Below are 16,251 nucleotides of genomic sequence, written 5' to 3' on the forward strand. Positions count from 1 at the left end.
TCCAGCTCTTTTTGGAGCCTAATAGTGAACTAGGTTGAAATAGGGCTAGCCTCTAAACTAGCGGCAATTGAGAGTCTTCGCCGGACGTTATCCGCTTCAATGTGCGGCCCTTGAAGAAATCCGGATGGGCAAAGCGCGTGAACAGCATTAATACGGCGCCGAGCAACAGAATTCCCATGCCCAGCACGAAGACGGTGCCTACCCCGAAAATAGAGGAACCGGAACCGTATTCCGGGCTAAGCGAGTCGAATGCCGTGATGAAGAACATCAGCAACAAGAAGCCGCCACCCAGCAGGGGGAAGACGAACTTGAAGATGATGTTGTGCACGCTGCTAAAGAGCTCGTGGCGGAAGTACCAGATGCAGGCCACCGCCGTGATGCCGTAGTAGAAGCAGATCATGAGACCGAGCGCGGAGATGGTATCCCACAGCGCGTTCTCAGACAGGATGCGGGTGATTGTGTAGAAACCGCCCGCTGCAATAGCGGAGGCAATGGTCGCCGTGGAGGGTGTGCGGAATTTTGGGCTGATCTTGGAAAAGACCGGCGGCAGCGCCTTGTAGTATCCCATCGCCAACAGCGTGCGCGCTGGGCCGACCATGGTGGACTGGAGCGACGCGAAGGAACTGGAGAGCACAGCGACGTAGATAAGTAGTGCAGCCGAGCCGAGCACAGGGGAGGAGAGCGCGGCGAAGATCGATTCCTGGTTCTCCGGGTTGCCAGCACCCAGGCCGTCATCACCCGTTCCTGCCCACGTGATGACGGCCAAGGCAGTCAGAATGTAGAGGCTGATGATGACCAAGACCGTGATGGTTGCAGCGCGCCCCGGAGTCTTTTCTGGGTCTTTCGTTTCCTCGTTCATCGTCAGCGTGACGTCCCAGCCCCAGAACATGAAGATGGACAAGGAAATGCCGGCCGCGATGAGGGAGAAGTTGCCGATTTCCAGCGGATTAAACCATGAAACTGAAATCGGGGTGAAGTCGAATCCGCCGCCCTTATAAGCGCGCACGATGGCGACGATGTCAAAGACCACAATGGCCATGATCTGGATGGCAACTAGCACGTATTGCAACTTCTGCGTGGAATCTAGGCCACGGTAGGAAACCCAGGCTGCGATCGCGATGAAGACCATCGTGGTGGGGATATTAATCCAGAGATTGCGCGTAAGGTCTGCAATTTCGGGGCGGCCTGATATCTGGGCAAGGAAGAGATAGAAGAAGTCCACAGCGACTGCGGCAAGGTTCGAAAGCACCAGGATGGTGGCAGTAATAAGGCCCCATCCGCCCATCCAGCCCACCCAGGGGCCAAAGGCTTTGGTGGCCCAAGTAAACGAGGTACCGGAATCCGGAACCGCATTGTTGAGCTCACGGTAGGCAAAGGCCACCAGGAGCATCGGGATGAATCCCAAAAGGAGGACGGCCGGAACAAACTCGCCCACCGCGGAAATGGTGGGGCCAAGTCCGGAAGTCAGCGTATAGGTCGGCGCGATGCAGCTGATGCCGATGACGACTGCGCCGAGTAAGCCGACGCGTCCGGTAGCCAGGCCCTTTGTGGAGGCGATGTTATCGCCGCTGCCCGGCGTGGGCTGAATCGGTGGTGCAGGAGTGGCACTAGTCATGACTACTCACCGCCTTTCAAAATAGAACTAGGAAATACGGTCTGGTGGTAGGAAGCGATCTGGGCGAAAGCGCCTGCTAGATCGCTTCGTGGTCGGCGCCGGCGTGCATGTAGCCGGCTGGTACGACGACCATGGGAACGGGAATGGAGCGCAGCATTCGCGACGCCGTGCCACCCAAGAAGAGCCGGCCGGGAACCGCGAGGCGAGAAGAGCCAACCACGGCGAGCTCTCCGTCTTGCCAGGTGACGTTTTCCATTGCGGCTTCGACGTCGCGCCCCGTGGCGACGTCGGTTGTGGCGTAACCAGCCGAGAGCATTTCTTCGGCGATATCGCCCAGCTTGCGGTTGGCATAAGCGCGTACCGCATTGGGAACGTCGGTGCCGAGGCCATGCAGATCGGACTCACCAGGCAGCACGAGCGAAAGCAGGCGCAGCGGAAGGCGGCGGCGCCGCGCGCGGTCCAAACCAATTGCGATGACGTCCGTGGTGCCTGGGCGCGGACCAAACATGACGGTGATGCGGCTGATGGGGCCGGGGTAGGAGTAGCCGCGTGGTGCGAGAGCGATAGGGACAGTACCGGAGTGCAACAACGTGTTGACCGCAGTACCCATTTGGAAGCGGCCAAAAAGGCCGCCCTTGCGCGCACCAACCACGATCATGTCGCAGTCCAGTTCTTCCGCCGCGCGATTGAGCGCTTCGGCCTCAGACTCGCCGGGGACGATCCGGGCGGTGGCGCGGATGTCACTGGGGACTTCACCCAGCGCCTCCTGCAACCAACCTGCAATCTGTTCTTCCAGGATGGAGCTGTATCCGCGGTCGTGCGGGTAGACACCGGAGAAGGAATTATTGGCCGGGGCCGCCATGACGATCTCAAGGTTGACGTTGCGGGTCTTGGCAAGGGCGATGCCCAAGCGGAGCGCGTCCTTGCCGTAGTCCGTAGCAACGTAGCCCACCAAGATATGTCCGGTGGCTGCGCGGCGATCAAAATCAGAAGCAGACAATATTTAACCCTTATCGGCAATCTTCTGAGCGACGAGCTCGCCCTGGCGGATAGCACCGTCGACGTGCTGGTAGCCTTCGGCAGCGATGTCGGAGCAGGCGTAGTAGATGGAACCGGTCGGCTCGTTCTGCAGGTGGCCCCAGCGGGATAGGCCGCCCAGGTCATAAGAGGTGGCGTAGGCGCCGCGGGTCCACTCCTCAGCGGCCATGTCAGAGAGGTAAAACGCGATCGGCTCCTTGGTCTTCGGGCCCAGGTAGTCCGCCATGGCAGAAAGAATGCGCTCCTTGCGCTCTTCTTCTGGCAGGTGCCACATTTCCTCGGCATAAACGTCGGAGACGAAGCCAACCAAGGTGCCGTACTGGTCTTCTTCGCCCTCGGCGGAGGCAGCAAAGTTCTTGCCGTAGTTGGTGTTGTCGTAGACCTCCTGAACTAAACGGCCGCCGCCGAAGCCGGTGCCAGAAAGGCCCTCTTCGCGCCAGAAAGGCTTGTCGTAGATGGCGTGGACCTTGATGACCAAGCCCATGGAGATGTGCTGGTGCACGATCTGCTGATCACGTGGCAGCGGCGGAACGAAGGAGATGCGGCTGTACAGGTTTGGCGGAACTGCTAGGACTGCGTAGCGGGCCTTGACGGTGACTTTCTCGGAGTAGGCGGTCACCTGGCCAGCAGCGCCGTTGTTCGGCACGCCGTTGCGTACGTCGGCAGCGACCTTATTCAGGTCATCTGCAGTGGTCGGATCAACCTCGGCCCAGTGCAGCTCGCGTACCGGGGTACCGAGGTAGACATCCTCGCCTAGCTCTTCTGCCATGGTTAGCGACACGGACTGCATGCCGCCGATCACGCGGCGGTCCAGGATGAAGTCCTCGTCGACCAAGTTGGAGAAGGAACCCGCGGAAGCAGCCATCAGGACTGCCTGCAGGGTGGAGAAAGCATAGGAAGGCTTGGTGAGCATGCCCGAGGCGACGTAGATGGAGACGTTGTCGATTGCCTCCGGGTCATCAGAAAGGCCTTCGAGCCACTTGCGGAAGGAGATGGAGTCCAGCTCCTTCGCACGCGGGTGTGCCCAGGGGTGCGCCGGGTCCATTTCGGCTGCGAGGTCATCCATGATCTTGATGAGTCGGTCCATCTCCGCGATGGTCTTCTCGGAAGCAGGGAAGACGGTGCCCTCGTACTCGTGGCGGGTGCCGTCTGGGGCAACGTAGATGGACTTGCCCTCGCGGTAGCGCTGGAAGGTTTCGAGTCCTAGCTCATCAACGAGCTCGATGAGCCGCGTCTGATCCGGGGAAATCCACTGTCCGCCCAGTTCCACGAAGTGCTCGACGCCCTCGGCATCCTTGACCTTGCCATTCCAGGTACGGCCGCCGACGCGGTCGCGGGCTTCCAGGACTGCGACGGAAAGGCCCTTCTTCTTCAGCGTGCGTGCTGCCATGAGGCCGGCAGGGCCCGCGCCGATGACGACAACGTCGCGCTCGAGGACCGGGTTGGTGTTGGATTCGTTGCTAAATAATGACGACATGGTGGGTTCTCCTGTGTGAAGTGGTGAGCATCTTCCTCTACGCGGTGCAGAGGAAACGACTATGGGAAGATTGTTTGAAAGCTCGACGCAAAATGAACAACATTCATTTTGTGTTGCGTGTCACTGTACAGAATTAATGTGACTCTGGATAGAGGTTTGAGCCATGAATTTTTCGCGCGCTAAAGGTCGGCCACCAAAGGCGCTGGTAAACCGTGAGAAAATTGCCGAGGCCGCTTTAAAAATTGTGGAGGAAAGTGGCTATGCCAAACTCACGATGGCCCGAATTGCCCGCGAAGTGGGGGTGGCGCCGAGCGCGTTGTACAACCATGTACTTAACAAACATGAGTTGCTCATCCTTGTAGAGGACGCGGTTATGGCGCAGGTAGACGCATCGCTTCTCGACGCAGCCTTAGCGGGTGAGGTGAGCGTGCATCACGCATTAGAGGTCTGGGCGCGTTCCTACCGCGATGTATTCGCGCGGCATTATCCGCTGGTGGAAGTCATTGCTTCTACCCCCGTGTCAGGTGCTCCACGGGCAGTGAAAATGTACGAAAAATTAGCTGAGGTACTGGCATTTGCCGGCGTCGAATCCGCTCAGATTCTTCCGCGGATCATCATGCTGGAGTCCTTCATCTACGGCTCCGCCTTCGACGCCAATGCTCCCCAAGAAATCTTCGAGGTTCCCGAAGACGGTGATGTAGAAGCACCGCATCTGCGCAGCGCCCGTGCTGCATGGCAAGAAAAACTTTCGGCTGCGGCAACTAAAGAGCAAAAAGCCGCCAACCCGTTTGCGGAAGATCCGTTTCAAACGGGTTTGGCGGCGTTATTGGCAGATTTCCTGCCGGCGGTTCCAGGTGAGCAACCGCCATCTAAGTAGGGAAAGGGCGATGGGATAGAAGGCGATTATTCGCCGAATGGGCGAATGCCCGCACGCTCCCAGGCGGCCAAGAAGATGTTTGTTTCTTCCTCGGTGGTAATGGAAACGCGTACACCCTCATCCAGGTAGCGGCGGATGATGACGCCTTCGTCGGAAAGCTTGCGTTCAACCTCTTCGGCGTCGCTGCGAGAAATCCAAACGAAGTTGCCCTTGGAAGGGCGCGCGCCAATTGCCTCAGCTACGCGCTCGCGCTGCACCTTGGTCTCTTCGACGCGGGCAAGCAGCTCCTCTGCCGAGTTAAGCGCTGCGATGGCAGCCTTTTCTGCCATGGAGGTAACCGTCAGCGGCATGGTCATTAGCTTGAGGCCGTGGATGAGCTCCGGGGAGGCGATGCCGTAACCCACGCGTGCACCGGCAAGGCCGAAGGCCTTGGAGAAGGTGCGGGCGCCCACCAGGTTCGGGTAGTTGAAAATCTCCTCGGCAGAGTCCGGGGTATCCTCCGCGTCGTTGTACTCCCAGTAAGCCTCATCGAGGATAACCACGATGTCCTTCGGAACCTGCTCCATGAAGTCACGGAACTCGCCCTTGGTGATGGTGGTGCCAGTTGGGTTATTCGGGTTGCAGAGGATGATGGCGCGGGTCTTGTCCGTGATGGCCTCGATTACGGCATCCAAGCCCAAGCGGTCGTCCTCGGTAAGCGGAGTCATCACTGGTTCCGCGCCGGCCATGCGCACGTAGAGCGGGTAAGCCTCGAAGCTGCGCCACGGGAAGATCACTTCGTCACCAGTGTGGCAGGACATTCCGATGGCCTGCTGAACGATGGCCGAGGCGCCCGCCGCGATAGCGAGGTGATCTTCAGGAACGCCCAGGTACTTGGAAAGCTCGATGGTCAGTTCTGGGGAGCCATCGATCTGGTAGCGGTTGGTCTCCGCCGCCGCCCGCGTCATTGCCTCGAGCACGGAGGGAAGCGGTGGGTTAGGGATTTCGTTGGAGGAGAGCTTCAGCTTGTCGCCGTCGGACTTGCCGGGCTTGTAATCAGGGAACTTGTTGAGATCAGAGCGAAGCATATGGTTATAAAACTCCTTACTTTAAAACGACTTTTAAGAAGTGATTGATAAGAATTAGAACATGTTCCACACGGTAACCGCCATGATGACGATTCCCATGCCAAATACGAAGTAGTTCCACGGGTCATTTTTGAACTTGGAATAAGCGTCGAACTTCTTGAACATGTAGACCGGAACCAGGTAAACGAGGAAAGCCACGAAGATACCACCGACGACCGAAATCATCGACACGATGGATGGGTTATAGACCGCCACCAGGGTAGTGCCAACGAAGGTGATGAGATAGATGATGTTAAGCAGGCTGCGGTGCGAGATATGCTCAGCCAGCTTTGGCGCTGCTAGGCGCAGCAGGTACTCTGTGCCTTCCTCGGTGCCCAGCATGTGGCCGAAGTAGGAGGAGATAATGGCGCACATGACCACAACGGGTGCCATGTAGGCCATGAACGGGGTGCCAGTGACGTTAGCGAAGTAGGACAAGACCGGAATGTTTTGTTCCAGCGCCTCATTCATACCGTCGGCGCCCAAAGCCAAGACGCATGACCAAACAAAGAACATGGTAAAGACCACCAGCAAGATGGCGGTAAGCAGCTCCGTGCGGTCAACGCGCTTGGCGGTCTTCTCGCCATAGGCCGGCTGCATGTCTAGTGCGAACTGAGACAGTGCCGCCATGTGGGAAAAGGAAAATACAAGCACCGGCAGAATCAGCAGGATTCCCTTGAGGATTCCAAAGTCGCCTTCACCGTTGTCGTAGTGCAGGAAGCTCTGAAAATCCCAGCGTGGGATGAGGTAGATGGACGTTGCTGCCAAAGCGAAGATGAGCGGATAGACCAGCACCTGGGCCAGCCACAGCATGGGCTTGCGGCCCACGGCGAACGCGCCGGTCATAATGCCCACGCAGAGGATAGCGAGTACCCACCGGTTGATGGAAGGTCCATCCAGTTGGTTGACGATGAAGCTATCGACCGAGTTGGTGATGCTGATGCCGTAAATCAGCACCGTGGGGAAAATAGCGAGCCAGTACAAAATGGCGATAACGATGCCGGAGGTGCGGCCTAAATACTGCGTGGCCAGGTCCAGCACGTCCTTGCCGTGGTCGCGGATGGGCGCGCCACTGACTATTCGGACATAGGTGCGGTGCGAGAAATAGACCAGCGGCAGGATGAAGACCGTGGCAAAGACCAGTGGCCAGAAACCAAATCCACCAGCGTTAAGTGGAAGGAACAAAATTCCTGCGCCGACGGCAGTGCCGAACAGGGTGATGACCCAAGTCATCGTGGAGCCAGCAGGTTTGGCCTCCGCACGTTCAATAGCGGTAGCAACGGTATCGCTCATTGAAAAATCCTTTGTTTGGGGACAGGTCTAGTCGTTGTCAGGCAGCGACAGAGCTTGATCCACAATCACGTTGATGACTGCTGGAATCTGCTTCTCGCGCATAGCCTGCAGGGCGCGCTCGACGGCAGGGCCTGCCTCGGCGTCGGAAGTGACAAGCTCGCCGTGAGCGCCGAAGCCACGGGCGACGGCGGCGAAATCCGGGTTGGAAAGCTGGGTGCCGGAAACGCGATCAGGGAAGTGGTTCTTTTGGTGATCGCGGATGGTGCCGAACTCGCCGTTGGACATCACGACGGTCAGATAAGGAGCGCCGTACTGCAGGGCGGTAGCCAGCTCTTGGCCATTCATCAGGTACTCGCCGTCGCCAGCAATGGCGATGACGGTGCGCTCAGGAAACTCCAGCTTGGTGGAGACTGCACCTGGAACGGAGTAGCCCATCGAGCCATTGCGCACGCTGAACTGGGAGGGGTAGACGTTGGTGTGCATAAACTGCTGCGCCCAGATGCAGTGGTTGCCGGCCCCGAAGGTGTAGATGGAATCCTCTGGGGCCTGCTCCTGAATGGCGCGCATGAGTGATTCGATGTGTGCGGTTCCGTCAGGAGCCGGGCGCCAGTCGGTTTCGTCCTGAACCGTAGAGAAAGCCACCTGTGCCGCGTGCGCATCCGCGAACCACTGCTGCTGGGTAGCAGAGACCTCGCCCGCATTGATCTCAGACAGCGCTTCGGCGAAGGCTACCGGGCTGGCCAGGATGTGGCGGGTGACGGCTGCGGAGTTGCCACGCAGGCTGGAATCGATGTTGATGAAGAAGTTGCGGTCATTTGCGCCTTGACGCAGCTTGTAGCCGTCAGTCGGGACGTCGCCAAGCACTGCTCCAACGGCGAGTACGAGGTCGGAATCCTTGAGCAGCGCAGCTGCCTTCTCGTCACGGCCGTAGCCCAGCCAGCCGGCGTTGGCCGGGGAAGAAAAAGGGATGCGGTCGCTGGCGCGGAAATCGTGGACTACCGGAATCTGGTTGGTCTCTGCAAACTCGGTGATTTGGCGTGCGGACTCTGGGGTCCAGCGCGGGCCGCCGGCGAAGATGAGTGGGTGCTCGGCTGAGTGTAGGGCCTCGGAAAGCGCGGCGATATCGCTTGGGGATACCGCGCCGTCTGTCACGTTGATTGGCTGGATAATCTCGCCGTCGAAGTCCAAGTGGAGAATGTCTTCCGGCAGGCCCACCACTACTGGGCCTGGGCGGCCCTGCTTGGCCTGGAAGAATGCCTCGGCCACCACGTGGGAAGCACGGGATGGGTCATCGAGGATGAAGACCTGCTTGGTCTGGGTGCCAAACCAAGCCTTTGGATCGAACTCTTGGAAGGACTCACGGTCACGGTCAGGGAAGGGGATAAGGCCCACGAAGAGGACCATCGGGGTGGAATCCTGCCAGGCGGTGTGGATACCAACGAAAGCATTGGAAGCGCCCGGGCCGCGGGTGACCATTGCGACGCCCGGCTCACCGGTGGCCTTGCCGTGTGCCTCTGCCATGTAGGAAGCGCCGCCTTCCTGGCGGGTAACGATGGCTTCGATGGGGCTGTCATAGAGCCCATCAAGCACTGGCAGGAAGCTCTCGCCTGGGACGAGGTATGCGCGCTTGACGTTGTGTGCTGCGAGAGATTCAGCGATGGCGGTGCCAACATGGCGACGAGTCATAGTTTTCAGACAACCCTTCTTCTGTGATTGGTGCAACAATTTCACCCTATTGTGAAGGAATTTCGTCCATGTTGTCTAATGCCTAAGATTTTTCAAATCCATGTCCATTGGTAATAGCTCGTGTTAAATGAAGTTTTATGGATTACACGAGGGTGAAATATTTCTTGGCGCTCGCGCGCACCGGTTCCGTGACCACCGCGGCAGAGCAATTGAGCATCACCCAGCCGGCGCTAAGCCGCCAGCTGCGGCGCTTTGAGGAGGAGCTGGGGCTCGAGCTTTTCGAACGCGCAGCTGGGGTGCTGCGCCTCAACGAGGCGGGCAAGGCATTGATTCCCGTGTGCCAGCAATTGGTGGCAGATAATAACAGGGCTACGCAGGAGGTTTCGGCGCTGCAACGCGGCGAGATGCGCACCTTGCAGGTGGCGGCAACGCCGACAACCGTCTCGACTATCTTGGCGCCTTTCATCGTTGACGCGCGCGAGGAGATACCGCTTCTGACTACGCTGGCGGTCGAGCACTACGAGGTGTACCAGGCGCTAGATACCACCGCCGATGTGGTGGTGACGCCAATTCCAGTAAAGGAGGGGCTCGATTCCGTTCCGCTGGGGGAGGCCACTATCCGGGCTTGGGTAAACAAGGAGCACCCTCTAGCGGGCCAAGACAGCATTGACGTGGAGGACTTGGTCACTCATCGCCTCGCCATGTCAGGCCGGAGCAGCGTCTCGCGCGGGCTCTTCGATGCCTTTGTAGGGCGCAGCCACGCTGTGCTTGGCGACGTCGTCGAGTGCGAGGACACCGTTACGCTCATCGCCCTCGCGCGAGCTGGGCGCGCAATCGCCATCTCCAGTGCTCTGCAGGCCCACGACGCGGTAGGCCTGCGCATTTGCAACGAGGAGGAGATACTAGGCGGTGTGCCCCTGCACGCGGCTTGGCGTAGCGGGCACTTTGCCGCCGCGGAAATCCATGCTGTGGTCACGCGCCTCCAGGAGTTTCTGGGGATTAGCCCCGCCGATGGCGTTCGTGCCAGCTAAAGACGCAGATCCACCTTCTCGTTGGCGGCGATTTCTTCTAAACGCTCGGCAGTGCACATGCCGGCGAAAATAACGGCGGAGCCTCCACATGCGAGCGGTTCGAGAATCAACTTCTTAAAGGAACCCTTGTCCTTCCACCCCGCGGACATCACGCGTTGGGCAGGGCCGGCGGCAGGATAAAGCTCCGGCAAAGCGGTGGTGGGCCCATAGAACTGATCGCCGTAGAAACGCACGGTGGGCCCAAAGTCAATGGCGCCAGCGGGCAATTCGCCGCCAGATTCGATGACGCCGCGCCCGAATGGATCATCGGTAACGAGCACAACATCGGCGCCTGTGAATTCTTCGCTCAACTCTGCAAAGCCCTCGGGCGCGGCAAAAATAACATCGGGGCTTGCGCCGTCTAACTCAGCGCGCGTGAACGCTGTGTCGACGCCGGCAGCAATGGCACCCAAAGCGATAACTGCGGGCTGCCAGGAAACAGGAAGGTCGAGGAAAATGAGGGAATCGGAAGCGAGCTCAAGCTCTTCTAAGAGCATGTTGGCAATCTTGGAGACCCAGTTATCCAAGGTCTGTGCGGAAAAATCCATGCGCGCGCCGGTGGCTTCGTTGTAGAAAGTCAGGCGCGGCGCTGCGGCATCTGCGGAAAGTAGGTGCTGAAGCATATCCATGTCCGCCCATCGTAGGTGACTATGCCTTGGCGGGGCAGGGAATGCTTTCGCACTATGGCTCTGGGCTTCAGAGTGGCCCGGAGCGTGAGTGATAGGGATACTCATTTTCTAACATTAAATGACAACTACCTGCCAAAAAATTGGGGAACGATCCCTAAGAAAAGCCAGGAACCTTTTGGATTAGGTCCCTGGCTTGAGAATTACTTAGTTTGTGTGGCGTTTAGTTCACGCAGCGCGGGCCCTCGCCGCCGGCGTCGATTTCCGGGGCAACCTCTGCCGCGCCCATGTCGCTGCCTGGGGTGCCGACCTGCTCGCTCGGTGCGGTGTCAGTAGGTTCTGCGTCCTGTGCTTCCTTGTCGGACGGGCCTTCGTAGTCGTCGTAAGCCACGACGACAAAGGTGTTTTCATCCAGCGACGGGCTGGAGGTAACCGGCAGACCGCCAAGCTGCTCAGCCAAGTCTTTGGCGCGTTGGTCGTTCTCATCCGCAGCGACAATCTGGGATTCGTAGTACAAGCCCGGCTCGGCATTGCTGGTCCGGTCGACCTTGTAGCCCACGCCAGTAAGCCACTTGCCAACACCGGAGGCCAGGCCGTCGATGCTGCCCGCGTTGAGCACATTGACCTCGATGCCATCGGCTACTGGCTTTTCCGAAGGGTTGGAGCCTGCCTCTGCACTTGACGACGCCGCGGCTTCCTTCGTCTGCTCCGCAGTCTTGGCGAGGTCATCCATAAACTTATGGACCTCTTGCTTGTTGATGGTCACGACGGACTCGCCGTAGTCACCCACGCCGTCGATGGAGGTCACCGGAATGGTGGTGAAGGTGACGTTGCCGCCGGCCAAGCCAGAAAGCTGGGTAACCAAGCCTATGACGTCCCAGCCCTCATCGATAACCACGGAGCGCTCGATTGCGTCTGCAATCTTGGAGAGCTTATTCGGGTTAGCCAGGGTGCCAGAGGAGAGTACCTTGGAAACCAAGGAAGCCATATATGCCTGCTGGCGCACGATGCGGTCCAAGTCGCCGCGCGGAAGCTCGTAACGCTGGCGGACGAAGGACAGACCCTGGGCGCCGTGGAGGGTCTGGCGGCCCTTTTGGAAATCAGCGCCAGACATGACGTCCTTGACGTCGTTGTTCAAGCACACGTCGACGCCACCGACGGCGTCGGTAAGCAGCACGAAGCCCAGCAGGCCGACCTCAGCGTAGTGATCAATGTCGATGTCTGTGAGCGAGCGCACCATGCTGATAAGTCCCTGGCGGCCGGCCTCCACGCCCTGCTGCTCAATTTCCTTCGCGGAATGCGGCTTCTTCTTGCCTTCAGCCTCTGCCTCGGCGTTTTCTTGCTCTAGCTCGTCTACCTTGTCCGTCTTGTGGTTGGCGAAAACGCCGTTAATCTTGGTGTTTCCAAAATCGCCGTCTTCGACGTAGGTATCGCGCGGAATCGAAACCGCAGTTGCACGGGAGCCGTCATCCGGGATGCGGATGATCATGATGGTGTCGGTGTTTTCCTCGCCCTCGTCCACACCGGCGTGCAGGTCCGCCAGTTCCTTGTCTGATAGTGGGTTACCCTTGGCATCCGTACGCGAATCCTTGCCCACCAGCAAGATATCCATCGCGCCATCTTTGGTGTCTGCCTTAAAACCACCCTTGTTGCCCAACGCGAGGTTAGAGACAGAGGACATGCCATCGCCCACGCGGCCCACGGTGGCATAGCCAACGCCAGAGAACACCAAGATTGCCGCCGAGACAAATGTCATGACGGCCTTCAGGGGCTTGGACCCCTGTTGCTTTACCGCCGTCGCCGAATTGGGCGAGGGCGAGATGGCGCGGGAACGACGCTGCTTGTCTGACTTTTTCTCAGAAGACACAGGTGGAGGACTTTCTAATTGTGGCGTTCAAAGGTGGCAGCAATCAAGGTGGCTTCTCTCGGTGCTTGCCGTGTAGCCAAGTTAGGGCTGATCTTGTGACAGTTTAGGCGAGAAGATAAAGAAATCGTGATCTATACATGATTTTCGTCAAGCTTGTAGTGTCTTGGCAGTAACCTAGCAGCGAGTATGGGTACGCTAAGCAGCATTGTGAACACAGATAACGTAACTGCCCTCGCAGTGGTCACGGTGACGTATTCGCCGGGCCATTACCTCGGGGATTTTCTTAAATCGCTGGAAAGCGCAACCAACCGGCCCACGGCTGTGGTCTTGGCGGATAACGGCTCCACCGATTCAGTGCCGCAGGCCGCGGCTGCCGGCCGTGACGACGTTGTGTTTTTAGACACGGGCGGCAACATCGGTTACGGCGGCGGAATGAACGCCGGCGCGCGGCTCGTCCGCTCTGGCGCGCTGGGTGAGGTCGATGAAGAGTTCTTCCTCATCAGCAACCCAGACGTGACTTTTACTCCTGGAGCTTTGGATAAGTTGGTGGAGTGTGCGCGCCGGAATCCACAAGCCGCAGCCGTAGGCCCGCGCATCGTGGAACCGGATGGCTCGTATTATCCTTCCGCACGTGCGATCCCCACATTGGTCACTGGCATCGGCCACGCCCTGTTTGGCACCATCTGGCCTAGCAACCCGTGGTCGCGTGCCTATCGCGATGACGCCGATATGTCCGTCGAGCGCGAGGCGGGCTGGCTTTCGGGTTCCTGCCTTTTGGTGCGGTGGGATGCCTTCCAGCAGATCGGCGGCTTTGACGAGCGCTACTTCATGTACATGGAAGACGTCGATCTGGGTGACCGTTTTAGCCGTGCGGGCTGGAGCAACGTCTTTTGCCCTGAGGCAATCATCACCCATGCCAAAGGGCACTCTACCCGGGCGCATGCAGGCGCGATGCTGCGAGCCCACCACGACTCGGCCTACCGCTTTCAAGCCGACCGCCATCCGCAGTGGTGGCAAGCGCCAGTCCGGCTGGCGCTCAAGGCCGGACTGCGGTTGCGCGGGTTTGCTCTAAGCGCCCTAGCGTGCCGCAGCAGTAGCTAGGCGCCTTGGGCATATACACTGACCCCGATAAAACACGTCGATTTATTCGCATAAGGAATTCTTCTATGAGTCAAGCAGCTGTCCAATGGGGCGCCTCTACCGATGCCGTCATCCTCGTCGGTGGCCGTGGAACCCGCCTGCGCCCGCTGACCATCGGCACCCCAAAGCCGATGCTGCCGACTGCTAACTATCCGTTCCTGCAGCACCTTCTCGCCCGCATCAAGGCTGCGGGCATTACCCACGTGGTGCTGTCGACGTCGTTTAAGGCAGAAGTCTTCGAAGAGTACTTCGGTGACGGTTCCGATATGGGCCTGGAAATTGAATACGTAGTAGAAGAGACCGCGCTGGGTACCGGCGGCGGCATCCGTAACGTCTACGATAAATTGCGCCACGATACCGTGATGGTCTTCAACGGCGATGTTCTCTCCGGTATGGACCTAGGCGGCATCTTGCAGACCCACCACGAAAAGGATGCGGACGTTACCATGCACCTGCTCAACGTGGCAGACCCGCGCGCCTTCGGCTGCGTTCCGACTGACAGCAACGGCCGCGTCACGGCGTTTTTGGAAAAGACCGAGGACCCGCCAACGAACCAAATTAACGCTGGCTGCTACACGTTCAAGCGGAAAGTCATTGAGACCATTCCGGCTGACCGCGTGGTCTCCGTTGAGCGTGAGACCTTCCCGAGCCTGTTGGAGTCCGGCCGCTTGGTGGTAGGCCACGTCGACAACTCTTACTGGCGCGATATGGGCCGCCCAGATGACTTCGTGCGTGGTTCTTCTGACTTGGTTCGCGGCATTGCTCATTCGCCGCTGCTGGAAGGCCGCACCGGTGAGTCCCTCGTCGATGAGTCTGCCGGAATCGCCGGCGGTGCGTTGTTGCTTTCTGGCACCGCGATTGGCCGCGGCTCCGAGGTCGGTGCGGGCTCGCGCCTGGACGGCACTGTTGTCTTTGACGGCGTGACTATCGAGCCGGGTGCAATTATCAGTAACTCGATTATCGCTTCGGGCGCGCATATCGGTGCCAACGCACACATCGACAACTGCGTCATTGGTGAGGGGGCTGTCATCGGCGCGCGCTGTGAACTCAAGGGAGGCATGCGTGTCTTCCCAGGCGTGCAGATTCCGGATGCCGGCGTCCGCTTTAGCTCTGACGCTTAAAAAGGGGCAGACATTTAAGCTATCTCTCCCATGACCCGTTTCCTTTTAAGGGGGGCGCAGGTGGTGGGAGTTTTCGCTTTTTAGCTGGTCTTTTACGGTTTTGGTTGCTGGGTAGCTTGTGTGCGCAGAGATCCAGCAGATCGGCTTAGATGGTGGCGACACGCCGATCAAACCTTGGAATTGTTCACAGGAATATGGAGCACCACTACATATGGTACCCCCAGGCCTTACCCCCGGAGGGGGATCTATGTGACGGATGTGAAAGTTGGGGATCGTGTGCTGCGTTTTTGGCGAGAATCCCCGGAAGGCCCCGTTTTCGGGTTGACGATATTTAGTGATCCGGTGTGAAATAACATCAGTGTAATCAAGCGCATCGGCGACGCCTCCGCCAAACTTTGGCTTCGGTGTAAGGTCGGTGCAACTTAGAAGAAACTACCCAACCTCGGAGAAAGGAATTAGCGTGGAGAAAAACTCGAATAATGGCGCTATTCTCCGTGGCGGTGCTGCCGCAGAGATGTCTCTCGATGAGCTTTTTGGCGCCGTCGAGCAGGAGTGGCAAGACCAGGCACTGTGCGCGCAGACTGATCCTGAAGCCTTCTTTCCAGAGAAGGGAGGCTCCACCCGCGAAGCCAAGCGCATCTGCCAGGCTTGTGCGGTGCGAGATGAGTGTCTCGAGTATGCACTTGAGCATGACGAGCGCTTCGGAATCTGGGGCGGACTGTCTGATCGTGAACGCCGCCGCCTCAAGCGTGAGATTGGTTAACCCCCGGCTAGGGAGACCTTTCTTCTTAGATCCTTCACCTCTATCTATGTTTAGTGCCATCTGGCGCTAGGACGTGGTTTGTGGTGGAGGATTTTTGCTTACCAGCTAAACCGAGGATCAACGTCCTGTGGATCAAGGTTGAGGTAATTGGCCACCAACGCAGTCAGAACCGTGCCGAGTAGCTCGGCGCGTTCGCTAGATGTTTCGACACGCTCCTCGATGGGCATCCGGAAAATTACCATGCGGGCACGTGTTGGGTGGCCGGCAGCATCAACGCCAGCGGGGACAACCCGGCCTAAAGGTACAGGGCCGTCGGAGATGATCTCTTCCGGCAGGACCGTCATATCGGCAGAAAGCCGCATGCGTGGAACCGTGTCCACCGCTAAGTCCAATCCGGCGAGCTGCTCTGCAAAAGCATTCTGGATGGGGGCATAGGCCTCGAGCACGGCCATGTCGAAGTGCTCGCTCTTGCTACGGAACCGCGGCGTCGATTGTGGCAAAAGCGGTCCGTGCATGCCCCTTCCGCGGCGGTCGCGGAACGGACGAGTGTGGGGGCGGCGCATGGTCATGCC

Annotated in this window: 14 protein-coding genes; 5 read left to right on the forward strand and 9 right to left on the reverse strand. The window is 58.8% G+C overall.

Going from position 1 to position 16,251, the window contains the following annotated elements:
* Positions 1–52: 52 nt before the first annotated feature.
* The 3 genes from QKB66_RS09735 to QKB66_RS09745 all read right to left on the reverse strand — a co-directional run bounded on the left by QKB66_RS09735 (position 53) and on the right by QKB66_RS09745 (position 4,130).
* Positions 53–1,615, reverse strand: coding sequence for an APC family permease (locus tag QKB66_RS09735; RefSeq protein WP_311517689.1), 1,563 nt, complete (start codon positions 1,613–1,615; stop codon positions 53–55).
* Between the two features lie 76 nt (positions 1,616–1,691).
* Positions 1,692–2,615: a universal stress protein gene (locus QKB66_RS09740; RefSeq protein WP_062035695.1), complete on the reverse strand. Its 924-nt coding sequence runs from the start codon at positions 2,613–2,615 to the stop codon at positions 1,692–1,694.
* 3 nt (positions 2,616–2,618) lie between these two features.
* The gene (locus tag QKB66_RS09745) at positions 2,619–4,130 is read right to left on the reverse strand and encodes a flavin monoamine oxidase family protein (protein WP_414253201.1); all 1,512 of its coding nucleotides are present in this window, start codon (positions 4,128–4,130) and stop codon (positions 2,619–2,621) included.
* A 163-nt stretch (positions 4,131–4,293) separates the two neighbouring features.
* Between QKB66_RS09745 and QKB66_RS09750 the strand changes: the two genes are divergently transcribed.
* Positions 4,294–5,007 carry a TetR/AcrR family transcriptional regulator gene (locus QKB66_RS09750; RefSeq protein ID WP_248092290.1) on the forward strand — a complete coding sequence of 238 codons (714 nt, stop codon included), beginning with the start codon at positions 4,294–4,296 and terminating at the stop codon, positions 5,005–5,007.
* Between the two features lie 26 nt (positions 5,008–5,033).
* Here the strand turns inward: QKB66_RS09750 and QKB66_RS09755 are convergent, their stop codons facing one another.
* From QKB66_RS09755 to QKB66_RS09765, 3 genes are read right to left on the reverse strand one after another with little or no spacing between them, the layout of a single operon-like run.
* Positions 5,034–6,074, reverse strand: coding sequence for a histidinol-phosphate transaminase (locus QKB66_RS09755; RefSeq protein ID WP_248092287.1), 1,041 nt, complete (start codon positions 6,072–6,074; stop codon positions 5,034–5,036).
* 54 nt (positions 6,075–6,128) lie between these two features.
* Positions 6,129–7,406, reverse strand: coding sequence for an amino acid permease (locus tag QKB66_RS09760; protein WP_414253202.1), 1,278 nt, complete (start codon positions 7,404–7,406; stop codon positions 6,129–6,131).
* Positions 7,407–7,433: 27 nt separating this feature from the next.
* Entirely contained in the window at positions 7,434–9,092 is a 1,659-nt protein-coding gene (locus QKB66_RS09765; protein WP_248092284.1) for a thiamine pyrophosphate-dependent enzyme, read from the reverse strand.
* Between the two features lie 152 nt (positions 9,093–9,244).
* Between QKB66_RS09765 and QKB66_RS09770 the strand changes: the two genes are divergently transcribed.
* Complete coding sequence (locus QKB66_RS09770) at positions 9,245–10,123, forward strand: LysR family transcriptional regulator (protein ID WP_311517684.1); 879 nt, start codon at positions 9,245–9,247, stop codon at positions 10,121–10,123.
* Here the strand turns inward: QKB66_RS09770 and QKB66_RS09775 are convergent.
* Entirely contained in the window at positions 10,120–10,791 is a 672-nt protein-coding gene (locus QKB66_RS09775) for a TIGR03089 family protein (RefSeq protein ID WP_414253203.1), read from the reverse strand. The two genes, QKB66_RS09770 and QKB66_RS09775, sit on opposite strands and share 4 nt — an antisense overlap.
* 220 nt (positions 10,792–11,011) lie before the next feature.
* A complete protein-coding gene (locus QKB66_RS09780) occupies positions 11,012–12,655 on the reverse strand; it encodes an LCP family protein (RefSeq protein ID WP_414253204.1) in 1,644 nt (547 codons plus the stop codon).
* 186 nt (positions 12,656–12,841) lie between these two features.
* On the opposite strand from QKB66_RS09780, the gene QKB66_RS09785 reads away from it, so the two are divergent.
* The 3 genes from QKB66_RS09785 to QKB66_RS09795 all read left to right on the forward strand — a co-directional run bounded on the left by QKB66_RS09785 (position 12,842) and on the right by QKB66_RS09795 (position 15,679).
* Positions 12,842–13,756 (forward strand): glycosyltransferase family 2 protein, encoded by a 915-nt coding sequence (locus tag QKB66_RS09785; RefSeq protein WP_248092276.1) that lies wholly within the window; start codon positions 12,842–12,844, stop codon positions 13,754–13,756.
* A 65-nt stretch (positions 13,757–13,821) separates the two neighbouring features.
* Entirely contained in the window at positions 13,822–14,916 is a 1,095-nt protein-coding gene (locus QKB66_RS09790) for a sugar phosphate nucleotidyltransferase (protein WP_414253205.1), read from the forward strand.
* A gap of 514 nt (positions 14,917–15,430) precedes the next feature.
* A complete protein-coding gene (locus QKB66_RS09795) occupies positions 15,431–15,679 on the forward strand; it encodes a WhiB family transcriptional regulator (RefSeq protein WP_005528147.1) in 249 nt (82 codons plus the stop codon).
* A 98-nt stretch (positions 15,680–15,777) separates the two neighbouring features.
* On the opposite strand, the gene QKB66_RS09800 is transcribed toward QKB66_RS09795, so the two are convergent.
* Positions 15,778–16,248, reverse strand: coding sequence for a metallopeptidase family protein (locus QKB66_RS09800; RefSeq protein WP_311517681.1), 471 nt, complete (start codon positions 16,246–16,248; stop codon positions 15,778–15,780).
* Between the last annotated feature and the right edge of the window lie 3 nt (positions 16,249–16,251).

Source organism: Corynebacterium sp. c25Ua_89, assembly GCF_047459735.1.
GTDB lineage: Bacteria > Actinomycetota > Actinomycetes > Mycobacteriales > Mycobacteriaceae > Corynebacterium > Corynebacterium simulans.

Coding starts and splice junctions, on each gene's coding strand:
- QKB66_RS09735 (WP_311517689.1), bottom strand. CDS start 1,615: ATGACTAGTGCCACTCCTGCACCACCGATTCAGCCCACGCCGGGCAGC.
- QKB66_RS09745 (WP_414253201.1), bottom strand. CDS start 4,130: ATGTCGTCATTATTTAGCAACGAATCCAACACCAACCCGGTCCTCGAG.
- QKB66_RS09750 (WP_248092290.1), top strand. CDS start 4,294: ATGAATTTTTCGCGCGCTAAAGGTCGGCCACCAAAGGCGCTGGTAAAC.
- QKB66_RS09755 (WP_248092287.1), bottom strand. CDS start 6,074: ATGCTTCGCTCTGATCTCAACAAGTTCCCTGATTACAAGCCCGGCAAG.
- QKB66_RS09760 (WP_414253202.1), bottom strand. CDS start 7,406: ATGAGCGATACCGTTGCTACCGCTATTGAACGTGCGGAGGCCAAACCT.
- QKB66_RS09765 (WP_248092284.1), bottom strand. CDS start 9,092: ATGACTCGTCGCCATGTTGGCACCGCCATCGCTGAATCTCTCGCAGCA.
- QKB66_RS09775 (WP_414253203.1), bottom strand. CDS start 10,791: ATGGATATGCTTCAGCACCTACTTTCCGCAGATGCCGCAGCGCCGCGC.
- QKB66_RS09785 (WP_248092276.1), top strand. CDS start 12,842: ATGGGTACGCTAAGCAGCATTGTGAACACAGATAACGTAACTGCCCTC.
- QKB66_RS09790 (WP_414253205.1), top strand. CDS start 13,822: ATGAGTCAAGCAGCTGTCCAATGGGGCGCCTCTACCGATGCCGTCATC.
- QKB66_RS09795 (WP_005528147.1), top strand. CDS start 15,431: ATGTCTCTCGATGAGCTTTTTGGCGCCGTCGAGCAGGAGTGGCAAGAC.
- QKB66_RS09800 (WP_311517681.1), bottom strand. CDS start 16,248: ATGACCATGCGCCGCCCCCACACTCGTCCGTTCCGCGACCGCCGCGGA.